The sequence below is a fragment of the Achromobacter sp. ACM02 genome (assembly GCF_014851605.1).
GTDB lineage: Bacteria > Pseudomonadota > Gammaproteobacteria > Burkholderiales > Burkholderiaceae_B > Achromobacter > Achromobacter aegrifaciens.
In genome coordinates this window covers 278,006-300,297 of the sequence record NZ_JACUZY010000004.1, presented here as the reverse complement: position 1 = coordinate 300,297, position 22,292 = coordinate 278,006, and the positions used below count along the sequence as shown (strand labels likewise).

At 66.3% G+C, this 22,292-nt stretch carries 23 protein-coding genes; 9 read left to right on the top strand and 14 right to left on the bottom strand.

What is annotated here, in order from left to right:
* Window positions 1-2 precede the first annotated feature (2 nt).
* From IB258_RS13940 to IB258_RS13915, 7 genes are all read right to left on the bottom strand, one after another.
* Window positions 3-971, bottom strand: a complete 969-nt coding sequence (locus IB258_RS13940) for a spore coat U domain-containing protein (protein WP_158598584.1) — start codon at window positions 969-971, stop codon at window positions 3-5.
* Window positions 968-3,247: a fimbria/pilus outer membrane usher protein gene (locus IB258_RS13935; protein WP_119451913.1), complete on the bottom strand. Its 2,280-nt coding sequence runs from the start codon at window positions 3,245-3,247 to the stop codon at window positions 968-970. Before IB258_RS13935 ends, IB258_RS13940 begins: the two co-directional genes overlap by 4 nt.
* A gap of 32 nt (window positions 3,248-3,279) precedes the next feature.
* Complete coding sequence (locus IB258_RS13930; protein WP_192329309.1) at window positions 3,280-4,008, bottom strand: molecular chaperone; 729 nt, start codon at window positions 4,006-4,008, stop codon at window positions 3,280-3,282.
* 12 nt (window positions 4,009-4,020) lie between these two features.
* Entirely contained in the window at window positions 4,021-4,542 is a 522-nt protein-coding gene (locus tag IB258_RS13925) for a spore coat U domain-containing protein (RefSeq protein WP_192352741.1), read from the bottom strand.
* Window positions 4,543-4,806: 264 nt separating this feature from the next.
* Window positions 4,807-6,519: a redoxin domain-containing protein gene (locus IB258_RS13920; RefSeq protein ID WP_192352740.1), complete on the bottom strand. Its 1,713-nt coding sequence runs from the start codon at window positions 6,517-6,519 to the stop codon at window positions 4,807-4,809.
* A 39-nt stretch (window positions 6,520-6,558) separates the two neighbouring features.
* Window positions 6,559-6,690, bottom strand: a complete 132-nt coding sequence (locus IB258_RS30505) for a hypothetical protein (RefSeq protein ID WP_255423697.1) — start codon at window positions 6,688-6,690, stop codon at window positions 6,559-6,561.
* Between the two features lie 12 nt (window positions 6,691-6,702).
* Window positions 6,703-7,155 carry an Ohr family peroxiredoxin gene (locus IB258_RS13915; RefSeq protein WP_175212561.1) on the bottom strand — a complete coding sequence of 151 codons (453 nt, stop codon included), beginning with the start codon at window positions 7,153-7,155 and terminating at the stop codon, window positions 6,703-6,705.
* Window positions 7,156-7,344: 189 nt separating this feature from the next.
* On the opposite strand from IB258_RS13915, the gene IB258_RS13910 reads away from it, so the two are divergent.
* The 4 genes from IB258_RS13910 to IB258_RS13895 all read left to right on the top strand — a co-directional run bounded on the left by IB258_RS13910 (window position 7,345) and on the right by IB258_RS13895 (window position 10,584).
* The gene (locus IB258_RS13910; protein WP_054451854.1) at window positions 7,345-7,809 is read left to right on the top strand and encodes a MarR family winged helix-turn-helix transcriptional regulator; all 465 of its coding nucleotides are present in this window, start codon (window positions 7,345-7,347) and stop codon (window positions 7,807-7,809) included.
* 6 nt (window positions 7,810-7,815) lie between these two features.
* Complete coding sequence (locus tag IB258_RS13905) at window positions 7,816-8,724, top strand: LysR family transcriptional regulator (RefSeq protein WP_054451853.1); 909 nt, start codon at window positions 7,816-7,818, stop codon at window positions 8,722-8,724.
* Window positions 8,725-8,804: 80 nt separating this feature from the next.
* The gene (locus IB258_RS13900) at window positions 8,805-9,485 is read left to right on the top strand and encodes a DsbA family protein (RefSeq protein WP_199728347.1); all 681 of its coding nucleotides are present in this window, start codon (window positions 8,805-8,807) and stop codon (window positions 9,483-9,485) included.
* An 85-nt stretch (window positions 9,486-9,570) separates the two neighbouring features.
* Window positions 9,571-10,584, top strand: a complete 1,014-nt coding sequence (locus IB258_RS13895; protein WP_054451852.1) for a cyclase family protein — start codon at window positions 9,571-9,573, stop codon at window positions 10,582-10,584.
* Between the two features lies 1 nt (window position 10,585).
* Here IB258_RS13895 and IB258_RS13890 read toward each other — a convergent pair whose 3' ends face one another.
* The 3 genes from IB258_RS13890 to IB258_RS13880 form a co-directional block, all read right to left on the bottom strand.
* Window positions 10,586-11,197, bottom strand: a complete 612-nt coding sequence (locus IB258_RS13890) for a TetR/AcrR family transcriptional regulator (RefSeq protein WP_192352739.1) — start codon at window positions 11,195-11,197, stop codon at window positions 10,586-10,588.
* Complete coding sequence (locus IB258_RS13885; RefSeq protein ID WP_119451884.1) at window positions 11,194-11,817, bottom strand: NAD(P)H-dependent oxidoreductase; 624 nt, start codon at window positions 11,815-11,817, stop codon at window positions 11,194-11,196. The genes IB258_RS13890 and IB258_RS13885 overlap by 4 nt, the downstream gene beginning before the upstream one ends.
* Window positions 11,818-11,946: 129 nt before the next feature.
* Window positions 11,947-12,654: a GntR family transcriptional regulator gene (locus IB258_RS13880; RefSeq protein WP_054451849.1), complete on the bottom strand. Its 708-nt coding sequence runs from the start codon at window positions 12,652-12,654 to the stop codon at window positions 11,947-11,949.
* A 114-nt stretch (window positions 12,655-12,768) separates the two neighbouring features.
* Between IB258_RS13880 and IB258_RS13875 the strand changes: the two genes are divergently transcribed.
* The 4 genes from IB258_RS13875 to IB258_RS13860 all read left to right on the top strand — a co-directional run bounded on the left by IB258_RS13875 (window position 12,769) and on the right by IB258_RS13860 (window position 16,767).
* Entirely contained in the window at window positions 12,769-13,623 is an 855-nt protein-coding gene (locus IB258_RS13875) for a fumarylacetoacetate hydrolase family protein (protein WP_192352738.1), read from the top strand.
* An 82-nt stretch (window positions 13,624-13,705) separates the two neighbouring features.
* Window positions 13,706-14,725, top strand: a complete 1,020-nt coding sequence (locus IB258_RS13870; protein ID WP_119451885.1) for a tripartite tricarboxylate transporter substrate binding protein — start codon at window positions 13,706-13,708, stop codon at window positions 14,723-14,725.
* Between the two features lie 69 nt (window positions 14,726-14,794).
* Entirely contained in the window at window positions 14,795-15,781 is a 987-nt protein-coding gene (locus IB258_RS13865) for a tripartite tricarboxylate transporter substrate binding protein (protein ID WP_192352737.1), read from the top strand.
* 47 nt (window positions 15,782-15,828) lie between these two features.
* Window positions 15,829-16,767 carry a VOC family protein gene (locus IB258_RS13860; protein ID WP_192352736.1) on the top strand — a complete coding sequence of 313 codons (939 nt, stop codon included), beginning with the start codon at window positions 15,829-15,831 and terminating at the stop codon, window positions 16,765-16,767.
* An 18-nt stretch (window positions 16,768-16,785) separates the two neighbouring features.
* Here the strand turns inward: IB258_RS13860 and IB258_RS13855 are convergent, their stop codons facing one another.
* The 4 genes from IB258_RS13855 to IB258_RS13840 form a co-directional block, all read right to left on the bottom strand.
* Complete coding sequence (locus tag IB258_RS13855; RefSeq protein ID WP_192352735.1) at window positions 16,786-17,937, bottom strand: acyl-CoA dehydrogenase family protein; 1,152 nt, start codon at window positions 17,935-17,937, stop codon at window positions 16,786-16,788.
* A gap of 4 nt (window positions 17,938-17,941) precedes the next feature.
* A complete protein-coding gene (locus IB258_RS13850; protein ID WP_054451843.1) occupies window positions 17,942-18,913 on the bottom strand; it encodes a tripartite tricarboxylate transporter substrate binding protein in 972 nt (323 codons plus the stop codon).
* Window positions 18,914-19,170: 257 nt separating this feature from the next.
* Window positions 19,171-20,190, bottom strand: coding sequence for a nitronate monooxygenase (locus IB258_RS13845; protein ID WP_192352734.1), 1,020 nt, complete (start codon window positions 20,188-20,190; stop codon window positions 19,171-19,173).
* Entirely contained in the window at window positions 20,187-21,008 is an 822-nt protein-coding gene (locus IB258_RS13840) for an IclR family transcriptional regulator (RefSeq protein WP_192352733.1), read from the bottom strand. Before IB258_RS13840 ends, IB258_RS13845 begins: the two co-directional genes overlap by 4 nt.
* Before the next feature lie 80 nt (window positions 21,009-21,088).
* Between IB258_RS13840 and IB258_RS13835 the strand changes: the two genes are divergently transcribed.
* On the top strand, window positions 21,089-22,282 hold the full coding sequence (locus IB258_RS13835) for an iron-containing alcohol dehydrogenase family protein (protein ID WP_192352732.1): 1,194 nt from the start codon (window positions 21,089-21,091) through the stop codon (window positions 22,280-22,282).
* The last annotated feature ends 10 nt before the right edge of the window (window positions 22,283-22,292 follow it).

The window sequence follows — 22,292 nt, the reverse complement described above, 5'->3', positions numbered from 1 at the left end:
CCTCAGAATTCGATGGTCGCGGTCACCACGTCGCTGTATTGCCCGGGGGGTGGCGCCGTCTGCGCGGGCACCCGTCCATAGACTTGCACCTGCTGGATGTTGCCGGTTCCCGTGCCGGTGACGAAGGCGGTGCCCGCGGTGCCGTCGCCCCAGGGGATCGTGCGGTCCGCCGACGTGTGCAGGTCATACCTTACCAGCCGCGTGCCGGTGGCGTCTCGCAGGTAGCGCTGGCTTACGGTGCCGTTCTGGCCGCCATTCAGGCGTATCCGGTAGGCGTCGTTGTTCGTGCAGCGCACCGCCAGCGTCGTATTCGCCAGGCGCGCCGAGCGAAAGTCAGCCATCGACCCGAAGTTCAACGGGGAGGCGGAAATGGTGCAGTTGTTGGTCACGTTGGCGCGTACCGTGAAGTTATAGCTGCCGCGAGTGGTCAGCGACGAGCAGGCGGGCCGGACCAGGATGGAGAATCCGTAGTCGAAGGTTGCCACGCCGGTGAAAGTTTCCGAGTACGCGGTCGTGGCGTTGTTGGCTGTGGGTACCGTGTATTGGCCTGACAGGATCTGCCCGGTAATGGGCTGGTTGACGGTGGCCTGGCTGCCTAGCAGGGGCTGGGTGAGGTCGATGATGACGGGCGTGGATCCGTTGGCGGCCGAGCCCCACAGCGGGCTCATGGAGGAGTTCGGCGATAGCCGGTATTGCAGGCGATTGACGCCATTGGCCATCTGCCGCGGGTCTTGCACGGTCGATCCGCCGCCGATGCCCAGATTCACGCACACGCGGGCATATCCCGGGGTAAGCAGGCCCCAGGTGCAGGTCGCCGTCAGCGTGCCGGTCTGCGTTACCGATGCGCCGAGCACCGGATTGAAGTTCGGAAACGTGATGGGTGTCATGGACACGGTGCAAGTTTGCGCATGCGCGCCGTTCCCGCCCAGCCACAGGGCCGCCAGCAGCAATGCGGCCATCAGTGTTTTCATGGCCGGGCCTCCACGCATGCCACCGGCCCCAGGCGCGGCAGGCTGCCGTCGGCGGGGGCCTGGAAGTCGAACCGCGCCGTGCAGGCAAGATCCGGACCTTGGACGTCCAGATGATTGCGCTTGCCCAGGTTGCGCACGAAGGTCTGGCTGCCGTAGCCCACCACGCCCTCGGACCCGCTCTCCCTGTGCACGACCCGCGCGCCCACCGGCAGCGGCTTGCCGTTGCCGTCCACGAGATCGACGGTGGCCGCGGCCTCGTGGGTGATGCCGAACTCCGCCAGCACGCCGGATCGGGACTGGGGCACGACGTCGAGCGCATAGGCCGACACCTGCGCGTTGGGTGGCAGGTCCATGCCGTCGAGTTCCAGCGTGTTGGTCTGGTAGCTGTTCAGGTCCGGCACCACCAGGCGGCCGTTCGAGCCCGTATGGCCGATGACCCGGTTCTGATGCAGGATGGGCAGGCCGGGTTCGCCGGTGGAGACCAGCGCGAAGCCGTCGTCGATGCGCCGGGACGCTTGCGCCGCGCCATCCATGAACACGAAGGCGCCATTCACGTCGAGCTCTCCCGTGGTGCGTCCGTCGTAGCGCTGCGCGCCCAGCGTGATCTCGCCGTAGCGTCCCAGGTAGCGGCCCCAGCCTTGCTCGTAGCGGCCCGCCTCGTAGGTGCCGGCCTGCACGCCCCAGCCGAATCCGCCGCCGTAATCGGGGCTGCGGATTGCGCTGGCGTTGGTGTATGAGCCGCCGTCCTGGCGTCCGGCCATGGCATTGAACGAGGTTTCGCCCAGGGTGATGCCCAGGCTGAGGAACGCGCCGCGGCTGTCGCTGTCGTTGAAGTCCTGGTAGGCGCTCACGCTCAACGTGGCGCGGTTGCCCAGCCGCGTGGTGTAGGCCACTGAACCGATGTGGGCGGCGTCGACGCCCGGATAGCGTTGGCCGATATAGCTCAGCGATACGGTCTGCCCGCCGCCCAGGGGCACGGCCAGCGTCGCCCTGTCGCTGGCGCGCGATACGGGGATGCCGTCGTTGGCCGCCAGATCGGCGTAGTCGGAAATCGCGCGCAGGCTCTGTATGTCGATGGAGTAGCGCTCGTCCACGTACTGATAGCCCAGGCCCACCTGCAGGCCGCTGTTCCTGCCCAGGCTGCCGGCCAGCGACGCGTTGACGACGCCCGCCATGCCCAGCTTGGCCAGCATGCCGGCCCCCGCGTTGTACAGGCCGGCGCTGGCTTCGCCATGCGCTTCAACGGTCAGTGCGTTCGAGACGCCGTATTGCCAGGTGCCGCTGAGGGCGGGATCGTCCTTGTAGTCGAACGAGCGCCAGCCATACGCGCGGCGCAGAAAGCCCGCTTCGACCGAATAGCTGGACATGCCTTGCGCCAGCAGCCGCGTATCGATGTAGATGGGCACCGACTGCGACACGGGCCGGCCCAGGGCGTCGCGCGTGATGACGTTTGCCTGCCCGAAACCCGTGATGCCCGCGACGTTGTCGACCACGAAGGGGCCGCTGGGGACGTCACCCGAATAGCGGCGGATGTTGTTGATATAGACATCGACGGAGGACGGCACCACGGCGCTGCCGGCGAAGTCCGGCATGGGGAACGTGACCAGGTCGGGCCGCAATGAGAAATTGCGCCGCCATTGCAGGCCGCCCATGCGTATGGAGCGCGACCAGGCCAGCGATCCGGAAATCGTGTCGCCCACCTGGGTGGCCGTCAATGTGGCGGGGTCGGAGTGGGTCCAGCTGGAGTCGAAGCGGACATAGCGCCGCAGGTCGCGATACAGGTAAGCCGTGCCTGTATTGCTGAAGACCCCATATTGGTCGAAATAGCGTTGTTCGCTCCAGATCGCCAGCGGATTGTCGCGGTCGGTGCGTGCATAAAGATCGTAATTGATGAGCAGGCCGCGATCCGCCGTGGCCGCTGCGACGGGATTCAAGCCCCGCGCATCGATACGGTTCGCGATGCGGTACCGGTCCGGCAGGTCGAGATCGACGTCTTGCGCGGCCGCGTCGTAGCGGTACTTCAGGCCGGGGATCTCTTCCAGGGGAATCCGTGCATCGTCTGCTATTCCCAAGGCATGGGTATCGATCCCCAGGCTGCGCAAGTCCGCGCCGCGAGCCGACAGGCGGCCATGCTCGTCTTCGAATCGCGCGATCCGATGGCTGGGCTGGCCGCCGATGCTGACGTTCAGATAGACGTCGATGGCCGCCAGTCCCACGGCGGTCTCAGGGGCGGATTGCGCGCGCGCACCGCCATGGACCGCTGCGGCGGCGAGCATCAGAGTCAGCTGCATGGCGCGCGTGCAATGTTTCACTTCCCTGTATCGGCTTGCACGTCGGCCTGGACGGGAACGCTGTTCACCCGCGCGTTGACCGTGACCGCCCCGTGCACGGCGGGCTGGAAGGGCAGGGGCCACTGGCGCGCGCTGCCGCCCAGGACGTAGCCGAGCAGGCCGTCCCGCAGGCTGCGGCGCTGGCCGTTGAATACCAGTGCCACGTCGCTGAGCTGCGCGCGGTGCGTGCCGCTGTTGTCGACGCGCAGGGCCCAGTCGGGACCGTTGCGCACCAGGGTCCAGGTCAGGTGCCGCTGCGCGGGAGTTTGCGGGGCCGCGCCCACGAACACAGGCACCGAATAGCGCAGCCGCACTTGCACGCCCGTTGCGCGCAAAGGATCGGGTGGCGCGATTTCGTCGATGATCAGGCGGTACGACGCTTCGCCGGGCCGCTTGGCGGCCTCGGGCTGCAAGAGGCGCACGACTTGCGTGCCGCCCGGCGCGATCTGGATCATCGGGGGGCTGGCCACCAGGTCCGAGGTCTCCTGCAGCACGTCTTCGGTCGTGGTCTGGCTCCATGCGTACACGCGGACCTGGCCATAGATCGGTTCGGCGCCTTCGTTGCGCAAGGTCATGCTGGCGGCGCGTTCCGCGCCGTCCAGGTTCAGGATTACCGGCGAGATCTGCAGGCTGGCGGCATGCGCTTGCAGCGCCATGCCGAACAAACAGGCCCCCGCCGCCTGGCGTACGATCCCAAGCGTCGTCATGTCGATCCGCGGTCAGAAGTAGACGGTGGCCGTGACCGTCGACTGGTACATATCCGGCTTGGGGGCGGCCTGGGGCGGCACCCTGCCGTAGACGGTCAGCGTCTGGGCCGCGCCCGTGCCGGTGCCGCCCACCGTGTCCGTGCCTTGCGTGTTGCCCCAGATCGTCGTGCGGCCTGCATTCTGGTAGAGCTGATAACCCACGCTGGTGGTGGTGTTGCCTGGCGCGGTGCCCACGAGCAGGCGATTCGCGATCGTCGAGCCCGCCGCCGTGCCGGCGTCCAGGCCTACGTTGTAGGGCGTGGTGTTGGTGCAGGTGACCCTGACTGTAGTTTCCTGATTCACCGCGGCGCTCAAGAGGCCGGTAGAGGGAAAGACCAGCGGATCGGCCGCAATCGTGCAGTTTGCCTGCACCGTCAGGGAAACATTGAAAGTCGCCGTCGCGGTCCCGTTCTGGTAGACCTGAGCGGGGGCCGCGGCGGGCAGGGATAAGCCGATAGTCGCGGACAGAATCGCAGCAGAACCGATGGCCTTCATGCTCGCTCTCCTCCAAGTCAATGGCTAGCTCGACCTTAGCGGAGGGGGTAGTGCAATTTATTTCGCATTATTTCTAACTTCTTCGGTTGCTGTCTCGACCGCTGATTTTCTGCGTATTCGCCACCCTGTTGGCGTCACTGTCGCGACATGGCGGTTCTTTGTTCCGCTATTCGGTCAAAATCGAAATTAATAGACACAACTTCAAGACCTGGCGTGGGAGTGCCAAACCGGCGGGGCAAGGCCGTTCCGGCGCACAGCCCCGCATCAGCCGAAAGTAAAGGCGTAGGCTTCAACGCCCGGGTCCAGGAACTCGATCTGAAACACGCGGTCCCGGTCCGGCGTCTGTTGCCGCACCAGCTGATAAAGCTTGTGCCCCTCGATGACGCCCTCTCCCTGCTCATTGATGTCGGCCCCGTGATCCGCCAGCGGCGGCCGGCCGTCCAGCGTGACGCGGAATCGCACCGGCCGGCCGTCCGCCGCAGGGCCCAGCACCATGTGCAGGTCGCGCGCATGAAAGCGCTGGATGACGCGGCCGTTGGCGCCTGTGGCCACCGCAAGTTCCGGCTCCAGCCGCCATGATCCGGCCAGCGTCCATTGGTTGGCGCCCAGTTCGCCCGCGGGCTGGTAGACCGCGTCCTTATGCTGCCTGATCGGCGTGCCGCCCGGCGCGTAGCTCGTGGCCTTGCCATAGCCCAGGTAGCTTTCGCCCGAACGCAGCGTCGACCACTGCGGCGGCGCTTCCACGCCGCGCGCCGCGGGCCGGGCGGCATCGGCGTCGGGCAGCGTCCGGCCCGCTTCCGCAAGCAGGCGCTGGATCACGTGTTCCGTCTGCTGGTAAACGTGCTCGCCCGCGACCGTGTACCGCACGCGGCCCTGGCCATCGAGCAGATAGAAGGCGGGCCAGGACTGATTGCGGAACGCTCTCCAAATCCGGAACTCGTTGTCCAGGGCGACGGGGTACTGAATGCCCAGGTCCGCGACCGCCCGGCGCACATTGGAGGCGCTCTTCTCGAAAGCGAATTCAGGCGAATGCACGCCTATCACTTCCAACCCGGCATCCTTGTACTTGTCGTGCCAGGCCTTCAGGTAGGGGAGCGTGCGCAGGCAGTTGATGCAGGAATAGGTCCAGAAATCGACCAGCACGATCTTGCCATCGAGATCGGCGGCGTCCAACGGTCCGGAATTCAGCCAGCCGTTGGCATCCTGCAGGGATGCCAGCGGACCGTTCGCGGCTGCGAACGTCTTGGCCGGATTATTCGGGCGTAGCTGTTCGACCAATTGCTGCTCCAGCCGCGCTGCGCCCGAGGCAGAGGCGCTGGAGAGAAGCGCCGGGTTCCATCCGAGCGCGGACACGGCAACTGCGGCCATGACGGCGGCGCCGGCCACCCTGCGCAGGCCTTGGGCCGCAGGCAGGAAGCGGTGCAACGTCGCGGCCATGCCGCGTCCGAGCCAGAGCGCCGCGGCCAGCGCCACCGCCGCGCCGCAGGCGAATGACAGCAGCAGCAAGGAAGTCTGGATGTTCGCGCCGTTGAGCGCCGCGCTGGTAAGCAGCAGTCCCAGGATGGGGCCGGCGCACGGCGCCCACAGCAGGCCGGTGCCCAGGCCCAGCCCGATGGAAAGCAGCCCGGCCGCGCGCGGCGAGCCGGGAGGCGCTCCTGCCAGGCGATTGCCCAGCGCAACCAGCGGCCGGCTCATCCAGTCGCCCACGGCGGGCAACAGCAACGCAAGTCCGAAGAGCGCCAACAGTGCCATCGCGGCGTAGCGCGCGCCCTCATTGAGCGTCACGACCCAGGCGCCACCGAACGCCGCCAGGCTGGCGACCGCCGCGAATGCGACGGCCATGCTCGCGAGCAGCGGCAAGGCATGGGTCCGGAATGAACCTGATCCGCGTGCGAACACGAAGGGCAGGATGGGCAGGATGCAGGGGCTCACGATGGTGAGAACGCCGCCAAGAAAAGCTACAAGAATGATCAGCATGGGTAGGCACCGCGACGCAAGGAGAGAGGGGCGCGAGAGTCAGGACTCGCGCTTTTGCCGGCGCGCGCCGCTGTCGTTGCGCGCCGTGATGGTCTGGCAGCTCAGCGGGTTGCGCAGCTCATGCGCCAGTCCGCCGGCAAACAGGATGAGTACGAGCAGGAGCTTGCGCATGTCGGTTCCCCTTCAGGCCGCATGGACGTTGAGGGTCACATCGATGTTGCCCCGCGTGGCTTTCGAGTACGGGCAGATTTCATCGGCCGCGTGGGCAATCTGCTCGGCCAGCGCCTGGCCCAATCCGGGCAGGAACACGTTGAAGCGGGCTTGGAGCAGGTAGGCGCTGCCCGCCATGCCCAGATCCACTTCCACGTCCACCGCGCGATCGTTCGGCAGTTGCACCTTCATCTGTTTGGCAATGACGTCCAGCGCACTGGTGTAGCAGGCGGACCAGGCGCCCGCGAAAAGCTGCTCGGCGGTCGGATGCGGCTGGATGTCTTCGAAAGCCTGGACCAGGCCCGGGTTGTTGGGAGTCGAAAGACGGATATCGAGCCGTTCCTCGCCGCCCTGGGAGACATAGTTGCGAGAGAGGGTCGTATGGGTCTTGCCGGTCAAAAGGACTTTCTGGATACGGGCGGGCATGGGGAACTTCCTTGTCAGTTGGAATTTAAATCGGATTCGATTAAATCGAATGCGATTGAAGCGCATGGTAAGAAGCGCGAGTCCCGGCGTCAAGAGGCTGAAGCGAGGAAATTCGTATCAAATCGTTTACGACTGCATCGCATGCGATGTAAAGTGGCGCCATCAGGCAGACCAGATACCGAGGTGCACATGAAGCCCAAGACCCCAAACGATCCATCCCAGAGAAAGCTGGCGGAATTCCTCTGTTTCGCGGTTTATTCGACCAACCTGGCGTTCGGCCGCGTGTACCGCCCCATCCTCGACGCGCTCGGGCTCACCTACACGCAGTACGTGACGATGATTGCCCTCTTCGAAGAGGACGATCAGACGGTCGGCAGCCTGGGCGAAAAGCTCTTTCTTGAATCCAACACCCTCACGCCGATACTCAAGAAGCTCGAAGGCATGGGCTATCTGGAACGCGTGCGCGACTCGGTGGACGAGCGGCTGGTCCGGGTGCGCGTGACCGACGAAGGGCGGCGCTTGCGCGAGAAGACCGCAAGCATCAACCTGAGCGATGCTTGCGGTCTCACGGGCGATCAGTTCGCGGCGTTGAGGGAGCAGGTTGTCGCGCTGCGCGACAACCTGGTCGAGGCGGCGCGGCCGGACGGCGGTTGAACGCAGGTGGACACCTTCAACTACATGCGCGCCTTCCGGCGCATCGTCGAACTGGGCAGCCTGGCCAAGGCGGCCGAGGCGCTGGATATGTCGTCCGCCGGGCTCAGCAAGCAGTTGCGGGCGCTGGAAGCCCACCTGGGGGCCGTGCTCATCCAGCGGACCACCCGCAAGATGAGCCTGACCGACACGGGCGCGGCCTATTACGCCGAATGCTGCCGGCTGCTGGACGAACTGGACGCCCTGGAAAAATCCGTCAGGCGCGAGTCCCGCCTGGTGTCGGGGCGGCTGCGCGTGAACGCGCCGGTCTCGTTTGCCTTGAGCGTGCTGACGCCGCTGCTGGCGCGCTTTCTGCGCCAATATCCGGAACTGCGCCTGGACCTGGCGATGGAAGACCGGCTGGTCGATGCGGTGGGACAGGGCTTTGACGTGTCCATACGGCTGCGCGCGCAACTGGACGATTCTTCGCTGATTGCGCGCCGGCTGGCGTCGCTGACGCAGGTGCTGTGCGCGGCGCCGTCCTACCTCGACAGCCGCGGCACTCCGGAAAGCGTGGACGCGCTGCGCGGGCATGACATCCTCAGCTATACCTTGGCCGAAAGCCCTGGCGCGGTTGCGGACGAGGATGCAGGCCAGCAGGCGGATCCGTTGGCCGGACCCGCGCTGGTGCAGGTCAACAACAGCCTGATGCTGCGGGACCTGCTGGAAGAGGGGCTGGGCATAGGCGCCTTGCCGTCGTTCCTGGCCGCGCCCGCCATCGCCAGCGGCAGGCTGGTGCGCGTTTTACCCCAACAGCCCGCCGCGCCTCGCCATGTCTACGCGGTCTATCCGACCAGCCGCCACTTGCAGCCCAAGGTCAAGGCCTTTGTGGATTTCATGGCGGACCATCTGCCGGCGGCCATGCGCGGCGATTGTTGACGCGCAGCGAATAAAGTCCTGCCGGCGGACCCCTTATTCTCGCGCCGGCCCGTCCTTAAGCTGGCGTCCATTGAAACGAGATGGACGCCATCATGACTTCGACCTCCAATTACGCACCCGCCGCGCCGCTGACCGTGGACTTCTTCCATGACGTGGTTTGCGGCTGGTGCTATGTCATGTCTCCCCGCCTGCGCCAGGTCGCGGCCGAACTGGGCATTGCCGTGCGCCAGCGCAGCTTCGTGCTGCAGGAATCGCCTGAACAGATGTGCCAGGTGTTCGGCTCGATGCCGCGCGCCAAGCAGGTGATCCTGGGCCATTGGGAAGCCTGCGCCCGCCATGAAGACCTGCCCCGCATCGACGTCGAGGGCATGCGCGCCGAATCATTCGATTACCCCAGCGGGATGGCCGGCGCGCTGGCTTGCCAGGCCGCGCATCTGCTGGCCGGCGACGCGGGCCATTGGGACATGTTCGACGCGATTCAGCATGCCCACCTGAGCGAGCACCGTAATGTCGGCGATCACGCCGTGCTGTTGGACATCGCAGCAGGGCTGGGCCATGACCGGGCCGAATTCGCCGCCCTCATGCAGGGCGACGAAGCCCTGCTACGCGTGCAGGCCGATCGCGCCGCCGCCGCGCGGCTGGCCATCGACTCCATACCCACGTTGATAGCCGGGCCGCACCGGGCCCGTCTGCACACCATGTCCACGGCCGATCTGCGGGACAGGCTGCGGGCGCTGATGCCCGCCGCGGTCGAGGCCTGATCGCCGGGTATCGGCGCGTCGCCCACGTCTTCCTTCTTTCCATTTTTCCGTCCGCGGGACGGAAGCCAAACGCACAAGGTGCATCATGACTACCCGTTACACCCAAAAATTGCTCGGCCTGGCGCTGGGCGCCGCCCTCAGCTTCAACGCGCTCGCGCACGGCGCGCCCGCCCGGGCGCCGGCCTCCGGACAGGAGGTGGGCATCAGCCCCTGGGGACCGGACGATGAGATCGGCCGCCTCAACCTGATCACGCCCGAATCGCGCGCCGCGGTAATGTCGCGCGTGGCTGGCGGCAAGGTCTATGACCTGGCCACGGAATACTACGTGGGCATGCCCAGCTGGCAGGACGCGGGCGATCCGCACTACCAGTTCTGGATGACGCACACGCCGCGCGGCACCGAAGTCGACGATCCCATGGGCGTGGGCCGCGACATGAACGCCATGCGCAGCTACACCGGCACGGCGTTCTCGATGTACAGCCACACCGGCACGCATATCGATGCGCTCAACCACTTCGGCATCCATGGCAAGATCTGGAACGGCTTCCGGGCCGACGAGCATCTGGGCGACCGCGGCTGGAAGCGCACGGGCATCGAGAAATTCCCGCCGCTGGTGGCGCGTGGCGTGCTGATCGACGTGGCCGCGCTCAAGGGCGTGGAGATGCTTCCCGATCAGTACCGCATTACCCGGCAGGACCTGAAAGCCGCGCTGGCGCGCCAGAAGACCGAGCTGCGCGAAGGCGACATCGTCCTGATCCGCACTGGCCGCATGAAGCTGTACAACGATCCGGCGGCCTACATGGCCAAGCCGCCGGGCATGGGCCTGGACGCGGCGCGTTATCTGGTCGAGGAGGGCGGCGCCATGATTCTGGGGGCGGACAACCTCAGTTTCGAGACCTTCCCTTCAGAGGTGTCCGACGACTATGTGCCGTTGCATACCTATCTGCTGGCGCAGAAGGGCGTGCCCATCATCGAGCTGGCGGCGCTGGACGAGTTGTCGCGCGACCAGGTCTATGAATTCGCCTTCATCGGCGGGCCGCTGAAGATCCGCGGCGGCGATGCGGCGCCGCTGCGTCCGGTGGCGATGCCGCTGCGCTGATTCACTTGCTGCGTTTGACCATCGCCATGATGGTATCCATCAACTCGTCGCGCGCCTGATCCACGCTGATGTCCTGAGCCACGGCCGCGTGCGCCAGGCCGTCAGCCGCGCCCAGCATCGCCCACATGCTGGCCGGCGATATTCCCGCGGATCCGGCGTAAGGCGCAAGTATGGATTGGCATTTCTTGATGAAGGCCTGCTGGTATTGATGCTTTACTGCAGTCAGTTCCGGGGAGCCGCCCAGCGCGGCCAGCACGCCGGGAATCTCGCGGCCCTGCGTCATGACGCATTCGATGTAGCCCGCTGCGATGACCCGGGCCTTTTCTTTCAAGGCCGGCTTGCTGGCGGCGATCGCGGCGTCGATGAGCGCGGTCTGGCGGACGTCGAAGTCCTGGTACAGCGCCACCAGCAGCCCGTTGCGCGTGCCGAAGTGGTCATAGGCCACGGGCTTGGTGATGCCGGCTTCCGTGGCCAGCCGTCCCAGGGTCAGGGCGTCCGTGCCTTCGTCGCTGATCAGCTTCCAGGCGACGTCCAGCAACTGGCGTTGGCGCTCGTCGCGCGACAGGCGGCGCTGCGGGTTGGCTCTGGCGGGGCTTGGCATCTTTGCGGTCATGATTGTTGGACTTCCTCCTCGTGGATTACAGCACGCGAGGAGAAAATCTTCTGGCCTATCGTCCGGGCGGCGTCGAGATGGGCGGCGGGAAAGCCCGCGTCGGAGGGCAGCAGCAATTCCGAGGTGGCGACGTTGGCGCCGCAGTAGCCGAAGATGCCGTGGTCGATCTGCGTCTTCATGGCGCCGAAGTAGCCGTGCCGCGCATAGGTGCGCTGGTTGGCGCCGCCCAGAGCGACCAGATGCACATTGAGGCGTTGCAGCTTCTTGACCAGCTTGCCGTCCGCATCTTCGTAGGCCCAGCCTTGGGTGAACACCCGGTCGATCCAGCCCTTGAGCAAGCCCGGGAAGGACCACCAGTACACGGGGTAGACCAGCACCAGAGCATCGGCGCGTTCAAGCCGCGCATGTTCCGCGGCGACTTCCGGCAGGGGCTCCCCCTTGCCCATGGCCAGCGCGACGTCCGGCTGGGTGAACCTAGGGTCAAAACCTTCGGCGGCCAGGTCTGCGACTTCGAACGTATGCCCGGCATCGGCAGCGGAAATTCCTTCAGCGACCTGTCGCGCCACCGCGTGGGTCAGCGACGCGGGATCGGGATGTGCAACAACGATTAGCGCATGCATGGCGTCTACACTCCATCAAAATAATTAACCTACCGATAGTAACTTACTTTTGGTAGGTTGTGATTTTGACGTGAGTAGCGAGGCGGCTCCCTGGGAAGACCGACAGCCCGGCGCAAGGCGGGGAGCTTTCTAATGGCTGGGGATTTGGGCCAGCACCAGCTGCGTGGTCTGGCGCAGGTGCTGGGCCAGCAACTTGGCGGCGGTATCGGCGTCGCGGGCAAGCGCGGCTTCCAGCAGCTTGCGGTGTTCGTCGGCGACGTTGCGTTCCTTGCCCTTTTTCGAGCCGGAGGCGGCTTTGGTCCCGGAATTCAGCTGCACCGACAGGTAGCGGTAGCGCGCGGTCTGGTCGCGCAGCAGCTCGGCGATGGCGATGAGCGACTTTGAATCGCTGCCGCTGATCAGCGCCGAATGGAAAGCGGAATGCGCTTGTTCCCATTCAGCCGACAAGCCGGAGCCGTCCGTAGCGTGCAGGGGCAGGCGGCTCAGACGGTAGTGCGCGCCGGCCAGCCGCTCTTCCCAGTCCAGACTGCCGAGCGCGATAGCGCGGCGCAGCGCTTCGCATTCGATGTGGATCCGGGTTTCGGTGATGTCCAGCAGTTCTTCCGCCGACACGTCCGCCACGCGGAAGCCGCGCTGGTCTTCCGCGACCACGAATCCGCTGGTGGCCAGGCGCGAAAGCGCCTCTCGCAGCGGGATCGCGCCGCTGTCGTAGCGTTCGCAGAGATCCTTGATGCGCAGGCGTGCCCCCGGGGGCAGGCTGCCCGTGATGATGTCTGCGCGGATGTCATTGGCCAGGGCCGATGCCGCAGTCCGGAAAGGTGTGGAAACGGAGGTCATGCGAAACGATAAGGTTTTTATCTATGAAGCTCAAGTTATCCAGGGAAAACCAGAATATATATATTTTTATGAATTACATATTCTTCGTTCAACCCTCATCCATCAGGAGATCACGTGAAACTGGCCACCCTACAAATCGACGGCGCGCCTCGCGCCGCCGCACTCGTGCAGGGCCGCCTGGCGCTGCTGTCCGCTCCAGGCGTCGATCTGGGTACGCTGCTGCGCCAGGGCAAGACGCTGGCCGATCTGGAGCGCATGGCAGCCGCGGCCACGCAGTTCATCGATCCGGCTGCCGCGACCTTTCTGTCGCCGTCGATCGAACCTCCCAAGATCCTGTGCGTCGGCCTGAACTATGCCGACCACACCAAGGAAAGCCCGTACGACCAGCCCGATTACCCGACGCTGTTCCTGCGCGTGTCGACCAGCCTGGGCGCGCATGACGCGATGGTGGAGCGTCCGGCCATCAGCGATACGCTGGACTACGAGGGCGAAATGGTCGTGGTGCTGGGCAAGGGCGGACGCCGGATCGCCAAGGAACAGGCGCTGGACCACGTGTTCGGCTACGCCGTGGGCAACGAAATCTCGGTGCGCGAATACCAGTTCAAGTCGCCGCAGTGGACGGTGGGCAAGAACTTCGACGGCACGGGCACCTGGGGGCCATACGTGGTCACGGCTGACGAACTGCCGGCGGGCGGTAGCGGGTTGCGGATCGAGACCCGCCTCAATGGCGAAACCATGCAATCGTCCAACACCAGCGACATGCTGTTCGATGTGGCTACCGTGATCTCGACCGTCAGCGAGGCCATTACCTTGCAGGCCGGCGACATCATTTTCTCCGGCACCCCCGCCGGCGTGGGCTTCGGGCGCACGCCCAAGCTCTACATGAAGGACGGCGACACGGTAGAGGTGGACATCGAGCGCATCGGTACGCTGCGCAACCGCATCCGCGACGAGGCGCCGTCCGCCTAGGTTTCTCACCACGCATCCAGCGGCCCCGGCGCCATCCGCGCGCCGGGGCGCACGGCCACGATCTACTCTTGGAACTCCAGACATGCGAATCGCAACTGCTTTTGTGAAGTCGTCCGTGAGCAATCCCGCCCGGCGCCGTTGGGCCAGGCTGTTGCTGGCCGCAGGCCTGGCGTCCAGCCTGGGCGTGGCCAGCGCGGCGGATTGGCCGGCGCGGCCGGTGAAGATCGTGGTGCCGTTTGCCGCCGGAGGAACCACCGACCTGATCGCGCGGCTGATCGCAACGCCCATGTCGCAAGAGCTGGGGCAGCCGGTGGTGGTCGAGAACCGTCCGGGCGTGGGCGGGCTGCTGGGCGCCGATGCCGTCGCCAAGGCGGCGCCCGACGGCTATACCGTATTGATGGCCAACATCTCCTATCCGTTGGCCGCCCTGGTGGCGCAGGGCGCGAAGCGGCTGAACTTCGATCCCTTGGCCGACCTGCGCAGCGTGAGCGTGGTGGCCAACGTGCCGCTGGTCATCACTTCCACGCCTTCGGTGCCGGCCCGCAACCTGAAGGAATTCGCGGAACTGCTCAAAAAGAATCCTTCGACCCACTACGCCTACGGTTCCACGGGACCCGGTTCGTACATTCACGTGTTCGGCATGTGGTTCCAGGAACAGACGGGCGCGTCGATGACGCACGTGCCCTTCAAGGGTGCTGCGCCCTTGAAGGGCGAAATGCTGGCGGGCCGCATCCAGATGGGCGGCGACCAATTGTCTTCGTCGCTGAGCGACATCCGGGCCGGATCCTTGACCGCGCTGGCGGTCACCTCGCCGCAACGCTCGCCGTCCCTGCCGGACACGCCCACTGTCAGCGAACTGGGTTTTACCGGCATCGATACCGAGGGCTGGAACGGCTTGCTCGCCCCGGCGCAGACGCCCGACGCCGTCGTGGCGCGTATCGGCCAGGCGGTGTCCAAGGCCGTTCAGCAGCCCGCCATCCGCCAGCGCCTTGCCGAACTGGGCGCCGAGGCCAGCGGTTCCAGTCCCGAGCAGATGAGCGCTTTGCTGAAAAGTCAGTTCGTCCAGTTCGGCCCCATGGTGTCGCGCCTGCAACTTGAGTGATGCCGTGGCGGGGATTCCAGATCCCCGGCAGCTTTGGCTTTCCAACGAGTCCAACCAGAAAGGCCTGCAATGAAAGCACTGCGTAGCGGCGTGGCCGCGAGTCTGCAGTTCCTGATCGGCATCCTGGCGTGCGCGAACGCGCAAGCCCAGGCCGACGCGCCGCCCGTCTCCATCGTCGTTCCGCAGCCGGTGGGCAATCCCACCGACGGCGTGGCGCGCAAGCTGCAGCCGCTGCTGCAGGCCGCGCTGGGCAGGACCATCATCGTCGAGAACCAACCCGGGGCGGGCGGTTCCATCGGCACGCAACGGGTGCTGAATGCGCCAGCGGACGGACGCATGCTGTTGATCGCGTCCCAGACCGAACCCATCCTGACCCCGGCCACGATGCAGCATGTGAAGTACCGGGCGGAGAACCTGCGCGCGGTGGCGGTGGTGGCGCGGCTGCCCTACATCCTGACCGGCGGCAACGCGGTCGCGGCCAAGAACCTGGGCGAACTGACCCAACTGGCGCAGGCCCAGGGAGACAAGGGACTGAACTTCGGACATATCGGTCCGGGCTCGATGATCCACCTATTGGGCGAGCAATGGGCGCGGCAAAGCCAGTTCAAGCTCAACCACGTCGTCTACCGGGGCGTTCCGCCCGTCACGCAGGACCTGATGGGCGGTCAGATAGAACTGAGCTTCCTGCCGCTGGGCGGGTCGACGCTGGACCTGATCGAGTCCGGCCGCATACGGGCCTACGCGACGACCGGCGCCGCACCTAGTCCCAAGCTGCCCCAAGTGCCGCCCTTGTCCGCATCCAGCGAAAAGTTGCGGGATTTCGTGTACGGCACGTGGATCGCCTTTCTGGTGCCGGCCAATACGCCGGACGCGACCGTTGCCAGCCTGAACCGCGCGATCGTCCAGGCCATGGAAGACGCCGCGTTTCGCGAGTATGTTGTTTCCACGGGTATGGAGCTGGTGGCGCAGAACTCGGTGGCGGACATGCGGGACTTTTACCAGACGGAGACGGCGCTGTACCAGGGTCTGGCGCAGAAGGTCGCCGTCGAGCAATGAGCGCAGGGCAGCCTGCCGCAACCAGAACAAGATTCTTGGAGACAGACATGCAATCCAATGCGCAGACAGCGCCGCTCGCCGTGCACTCGGTGGACGAGTTCGTGTTCAGCGTTCCCGATCTCGAAGAGGCCAGGCGCTTTTATTCGAGTTTCGGCCTGGACGTGCGGGATGAGAACGGCTGCCTGGCGTTGTACACCCATGGCCATCCGCACCGCTGGGCGCGCATCTTGAAGGGCGTACGCAAGCGTCTGCTGTGGGTGAGCATGGGGATCCACGCGGACGACCTGGAACGGTTCGCCGTGCATCTGGACCGCCTGGGTATCGCCCGCCGCGACGCGCCGCAGGACGCCGACCCCGCAGGGCTCTGGATTGAGGCGCCCGACGGGCTGGCTCTGCAATTGCGGATTGCAGCCAAGTCTTCACCGTCGGCCCCCGCGCCGCAAGAGCCGCCACAGGCCAGCGGCGGCGCCGGCCGCGCGCCCGCGCGCAGCCAGGTGCGGCAGGTGCGGCCGCTGTATCTGTCGCACATCCTGTTGTTCAGCGCCGACGTGGTTCGGGCCACGCGCTTCTACGTGGATGCGCTTGGACTGCGCGTGTCGGATACCTCGGGCGATGCCATCGCCTTCATCCACAGTCCGCACGGCAGCGACCATCACCTGATCGCATTGGCCAAGTCGCATGGCCTGGGCCTGCATCACAGCAGCTGGTGCGTGCCGTCCATCGATGCGGTGGGGCAAGGCATGGAGCAGATGGGCGCGGCGGGGTATGGGGACGGCTGGGGCGTGGGCCGGCACGTGCTGGGTTCAAACTATTTCCGCTACGTGCGCGATCCCTGGGGCAGCTACGCCGAGTATTCGTACGACATCGACTTCATCGCCGAAGGACAGAAGTGGCCGTCGGGGGATTATCCGCCGGAGGATTCGCTTTATGTGTGGGGCCCGGCGTTGCCGCCGGACTTCATCACCAATCATGAGCGGGATGGCTGAGGGCTGGCGCTCCGCCCGTCAGGCTATCGCGTTCATCCCCAGGATCTCCCGCCCCGCGATCAGCGTCTGGATCTCCGTCGTGCCTTCGGGAATCATGCCGCCGCGCGTATCCCGGAAGATGCGCTCGATCGGATATTCCTCCGAGTAGCCCAGCCCGCCATGCACTTGCAGCGCCATGTTGGCCACTTCGTGGGCGGCCTCGGTGGCGTAGAGCTTGGCGATGGAGCAGGCCTGGCGCACGTCCTTGCCCGCTTCCAGCGCATGGGCCGCGCGCATGCCCAGGGCGCGCGCCGCTTCGACGCGGACCGTCATGTCTACGACGTGCTTCTGCACCAGCTGGAAGCTGCCGATGGGGCGGCCGAACTGTTCGCGCTGTTTCGCGTAGTCGATGGACATGTCCAGGGCCGCCTGCGCGGCGCCGACGGCGCCCATGGCGATGTTCAGGCGCGCGGCATCCAGGCCCTTGAGCGTGCCGGCGAGGGCCGCGCCTTCGACGCCGACCAGGTTTTCCTTGGGGATGCGCACGTCGGCGAAGCCCAGTTCGGCCGTGCCGGTGCAGCGCAGCACCATGGTGTCGAGCTTGCGCACGTCATAGTTGGCCAGGGCGCGTTCGACGATGAAGGTCGACAGCTTGCCCTCGCAGGTGGGGCTGTAGGTGCGCGCCACCACCATGGCGAAGTCGGCGTCGCAGCCGTTGGTGATCCACAGCTTGCGGCCGTTCAGCACCCACTCGTCGCCGACCAGGTCGGCCCGCGTCTGGATGCCGGCGATGTTGGAGCCGGTGTTCGGCTCCGTCAGGCCTGTGCAGGCCTTGAGGCGGCCGGCCATCAGCGGCTTGAGGTACTTCTCTTTCTGCGCCGGTGAACCGTGGGCGGCCAGGCGCTTGATGGAGCCGTTGGTGATGTTGACGATGGTGCGCAGCGACAGCCAGTGGTAGCCCAGCTCTTCCATCATCATGGCCCAGGTGGGCATGTCGATGCCGTGTCCGCCCTGGTCTTCGGGCAGGTTGCCGCCCAGGTAGCCCAGCTCCGCCAGCTTGGGCATGAGTTCGAACGGAAAGGTCCGCGCCTTTTCGTGCTGCGCGACGATGGGCGCCACTTCCGCCAGCATGAAGCGGCGGATGCTGTGCTGCAGCTCCTGTTGTTCGGGCGTCAGGTCGATGTTGCTCATGCGTTTACTCCAGCTTCAGGTTGGCGCGTTCCACCAGGTCGCGGGTGACCTCGCGGTGCTCCGCCCAGAATTTGGCGAACGCTTCGGGCGAACTGCTGACCAGCGGGGTGGCGATGCGTTCGAAGCGTTCCTGCACGATGGGCATGGCGGCGGTTTCTTCCAGCGCCCGGGCCAGCTTGTCGATGATGGGCTTGGGCGTGCCGGCGGGGACGACCACGGCCTGCCAGGTGGTGACCTTGAAGCCCGGGACGCCGGACTCGGCGATGGTGGGCAGGTCCGGCAGATCCTTGACGCGGGTGGCGCCGCTGACCGCCAGGGGGCGCAGCATGCCGTCCTTGATGTAGGGCAGGGAACTGGAGCGGCTGTCGATCATGAAGGTCAACCGTCCGGCGACCAGGTCCTGCAGCGCGGGCGCGCTGCCCTTGTACGGCACGTGCGTGAGCTTGGTGTTCAAGGCCAGCGCGAGCGAGGACGCCGCGGTGTGCGCCGAACTGCCGTAGCCCGGCGATCCGTAGGTGATCGTCGCCTGCTTGTCCGCCTTGATCGCCTTGATCAGGTCCGCCATGGTCTGGTAGGGCGAATCCTTGGGCACCACCACCACCAGCGGCGAATCGGTCAGTTGCGCGACGGGCGCGAAGGCCTGGGCCGGGTCGATCTTCAGGTCCTTGTACAGGTACTGGTTGACGGCGATGGTGGCCGCATTGGTCCAGAGGATGGTGTAGCCGTCGGCGGGCGCGCTGGCCGCGGCCAGCAGCGAGAGATTGCCGTTGGCGCCAGGCTTGTATTCCGGGATGACGGGCTGGCCGAGCTTCTTGCTCAGCTCGTCCTGCATCATCTTGAACGCGATGTCGGAAGGTCCCCCGGGCGCAAAACCGATCACCGCGCGTATCGGCTTGTCCGGCCATTCCGCGGCCGAGGCCGCCGTCGCGAATCCCGCGGCCAGCAGGGCTGCCGCAACCATCTTGCTGAACTTCATTCCTGTCTCCTGTTTTTCTGGGTTGAGCGCGCTTGCGTTGCGCGGACGGATTCTTGGGTGATCCGTTTGTTATTCGCATTGCGAATTAATAATTCGTTTAATGAATTGATGATACTGCGGCCTCGGGAGCGCCGCAATAACGGGCTTGCGGCCCGATGCCAGATCTGTTCGCGCAGGCGCATGAAAAATCCCTGCCGCGCGCAGGGCGGGGCAGGGATGCGAGGGGTGTGGAACGGCCCGTTGGCACGGGCGGGAAATCAGGCGGAATCGACCATGCGCATGAAGCGCTCGCTGGCCTGCACGCATTCCCGCTGCAGCCGCAGGACGATGCTTTCCACGGGTTCTATGCCGCGGGCAAAGCCCACCGCCGGACCCATGGACAGCATGCCTTCTTCATGCTGGCCCGCCTGATAGGCGAGGGCCTGGGTGCGTTCGCCGCTGATCAGTTCGCCGAAGTCCGCGTAGCTGCTGGCGCCCGCCTGTTCCAGCGCGGCGACCTTGCGGGCGTTTTCGTTGTCGAGGATGCGCCAGGTGTCGCCCAGGCTGCCGAGCACGGCGCGGGTACCGTGCTCGCTGGTGTCGACCACGCGCTGCTTGTACGCGGCGTGCGCCGGGGTCTCCTGCGCTGGCGTGAAGACGCTGCCCATCACCACGGCGTCGGCGCCCAGGGCCAGCGCCGCGGCGATCTGCCGGCCGTGGCCGATGCCGCCGCCCAGCGCCAGCGGAATGCGCAGCTGTTCCAGGGCATAGGCGCCGTTGAGGAACGTGGGCAGCTGGTTGCTGCCGGGGTGGCCGCCTTCTTCCATGCCGACCAGCGTGACTGCGTCCACGCCCATGTTCTGCGCCGCGACGGCATGGCGCACATGCGCGCACTTGTGGATGACGATGGCGCCAGCCTCGCGCAGCGCGGGCAGCAGCGGCGTGGGCGGCAGGCCCGCCGTTTCGAACAGGCGCACGCCCGCGTCGAGCGCGATGCGCAGCCGCGTCAGCATGGACTCGTTATTGGCCGCGCGGCGCGACAGCGTGAGGTTGACGCCGAACGGCAGGCCGCCCGTCAGTTCGCCGCAATCGCGCAGCGCCTGCCGGAAGTCCTGGTCCGTGCGTGAGCTGCGCGCGGTCATGAAACCCATGCCGCCTGCGCGCACCATGGCGGCGACCAGCCGCGCATCCGACAGCCACATCATGCCGCCCAGCAGCAACGGCCAGCGTATGCCCATCAGTTCGGTGATGCGGGTGGGCCAGCGTTGCGGAATGGCCGGAGCAAGAGGCAGGGTCACACGTGCCTCCCCATCAGCAGGATGGGCTGCAGTTCATGCGCCAACTGCCGTAGCGTGGGCCCGGCTTCATCGAGCATCAGTTGCCGGGGCAGCAGCGCCGCCGGGCCGCCGCAGCTGACCACGTAGCGTTCGCCGGCTGGCAGCTCGATGGCGGCGGCGACGGTGTTGATCTGATAGGCGGGGCGCTCGTGATAGACGAAGCCACGCTCCGGATACCGGGCGATGGCGTCGGCAATGGCCTGTTGCTCCGTGGCATCGCCGGCCTTGCCGGATGCGCGGGCCTCTTGCAGCAGGGCCTCGCGTTCCTCGGGCGAGCAGCAGGCCAGGTAGGCCCAGCCGATCGCGCTATGGAACAGCGGTATGCGCGAACCCACGCGCAGATTCATCAGCAGCGGCGAATTTCCCTGGCAGCGCAGCAGGTAGACGATGCTGTCGCCGTCGCGCCGTCCCAGCGCCACCGCGACCTGATAGCGGTCGGCCAGCGCCTGCAACATGGGCCGGATGATGTCCAGCGCTTCCTGCCCCGCCAGCGCCGCGCCGCCCAGCGCGATGGCGGCGATGCCCAGTTGCAGCTTGTCCTTGCCTGGCACGGCGGTCAGGAATCCCGTCTTTTGCAGGGTATGGCACAGCCGCCAGACCGTGGGCTGGGCCAGGCCGGTCAGATGGGCCAGTTCCGTCGTGCCCAGCATGCGCCGTTCGGCGCTGAAGCAGCGCAGGATGTCCAGCCCGCGGGCCAGCGCGGTGACGAATTGGCGGTCGGGTTCCGCGGAATCTTCGGTGGCGTCGTTCTTGGGCGCGCGAGGCGAGGCTCTTGACATGGGCAAGCTCCTTTTTTATGATCAATTCACTAAATGAATTATAAATTCGCATAGCAAATTATGCAAGATCAGGAGGACGAATGAGCGGTCAGCAGGATTGTGCGCCACAGGCCCAGGGCGTGATGTCCTGGCCTGGCGTTTGCCATTGGGGCGGGAAGGCCCTGGCCAGAACCTTGGCGGCCGCGGGCGCACGCCTGCGCCTGCCGCTGGTGGTGACCGATGCCGGCACCTGGGGCGCAACGGGCGCCGCGGTCGAAGCGGCGCTTGCCGCCATGCCGGGACTGCAATGGCATGTCTATGACGGCGTGGTGCCCAATCCCGCCATGGACCAGGTGCGGGCCGCGCTGCACATGGCGCGCGAGCAGGGCTGCGCCAGCGTGCTGGCGGTGGGCGGAGGCAGCGCCATCGACGTGGCCAAGGCGGTCTACGCCTGCCTGGCGGGCGGGTTCGATGCCGACGAATTGCAGGCGCCGTGTGGGCAAACCTGGCTGAACGCCGCCGCCGAGCCCGCCGATCCGCTCTTCATCGCCGTGCCCACGACTTCGGGCACCGGCAGCGAAAGCAGCTCGGCCGCGCTGATCCAGGGCGACGACGGGCGCAAGCGCCTGTACCGTTCCTTGCGCGCCCGTCCGGCGCTGGTGGCGCTGCAACCGGAACTCACGCTCAGCCTGCCGCCGCGCCCCACCGCGCAGGGCGGCTTCGACGCCGTGCTGCATGCGCTGGGCGCCTGGATCAATACCGATCCTTCCCCTGTCGGCAAGGCCATGGCCTTGCAGGCCCTGCGCCTGTGCATGCGGGCGCTGCCCGACGTGCTGCGCGCCCCGGACAGCCTGCGCGCGCGCGCCGACATGCAGATGGGCGCTTATATGGCGGGCCTGGCCATCGGCATGAGCAAGGTGGACGCCGTGCACGCCATGTGCACGCCGCTGGAGTCGCGCGTCCACGTGGCGCATGCGGAAGTGCTGGGTCCGATCTTCAGCGTGGTGGCGCGCCACACGGCGCAGACCGCCGCCGCGCCTTACGCCGAGGCCGCCCGCGCGCTGGGCATAGCCGCGACGGGCGACGAACAACAGGACGCCCTGGCCCTGATCGAGGCGGTCGAGTCGCTGGCGCGGCTGGCGGGCATTCCCCTGCGCTTTTCCGGCTTGGCGCTGTCTGAGCAGGACGCCGCTCAGCTGGCCAGCCAGGCCATGCTGAGCGCGTCCATGCCCATCAATCCGCGCGTACTCGCGCCGGAAGAAATCCAATCCCTATACCTGCAAATGGCCGCGTAAGGAGCGCCCG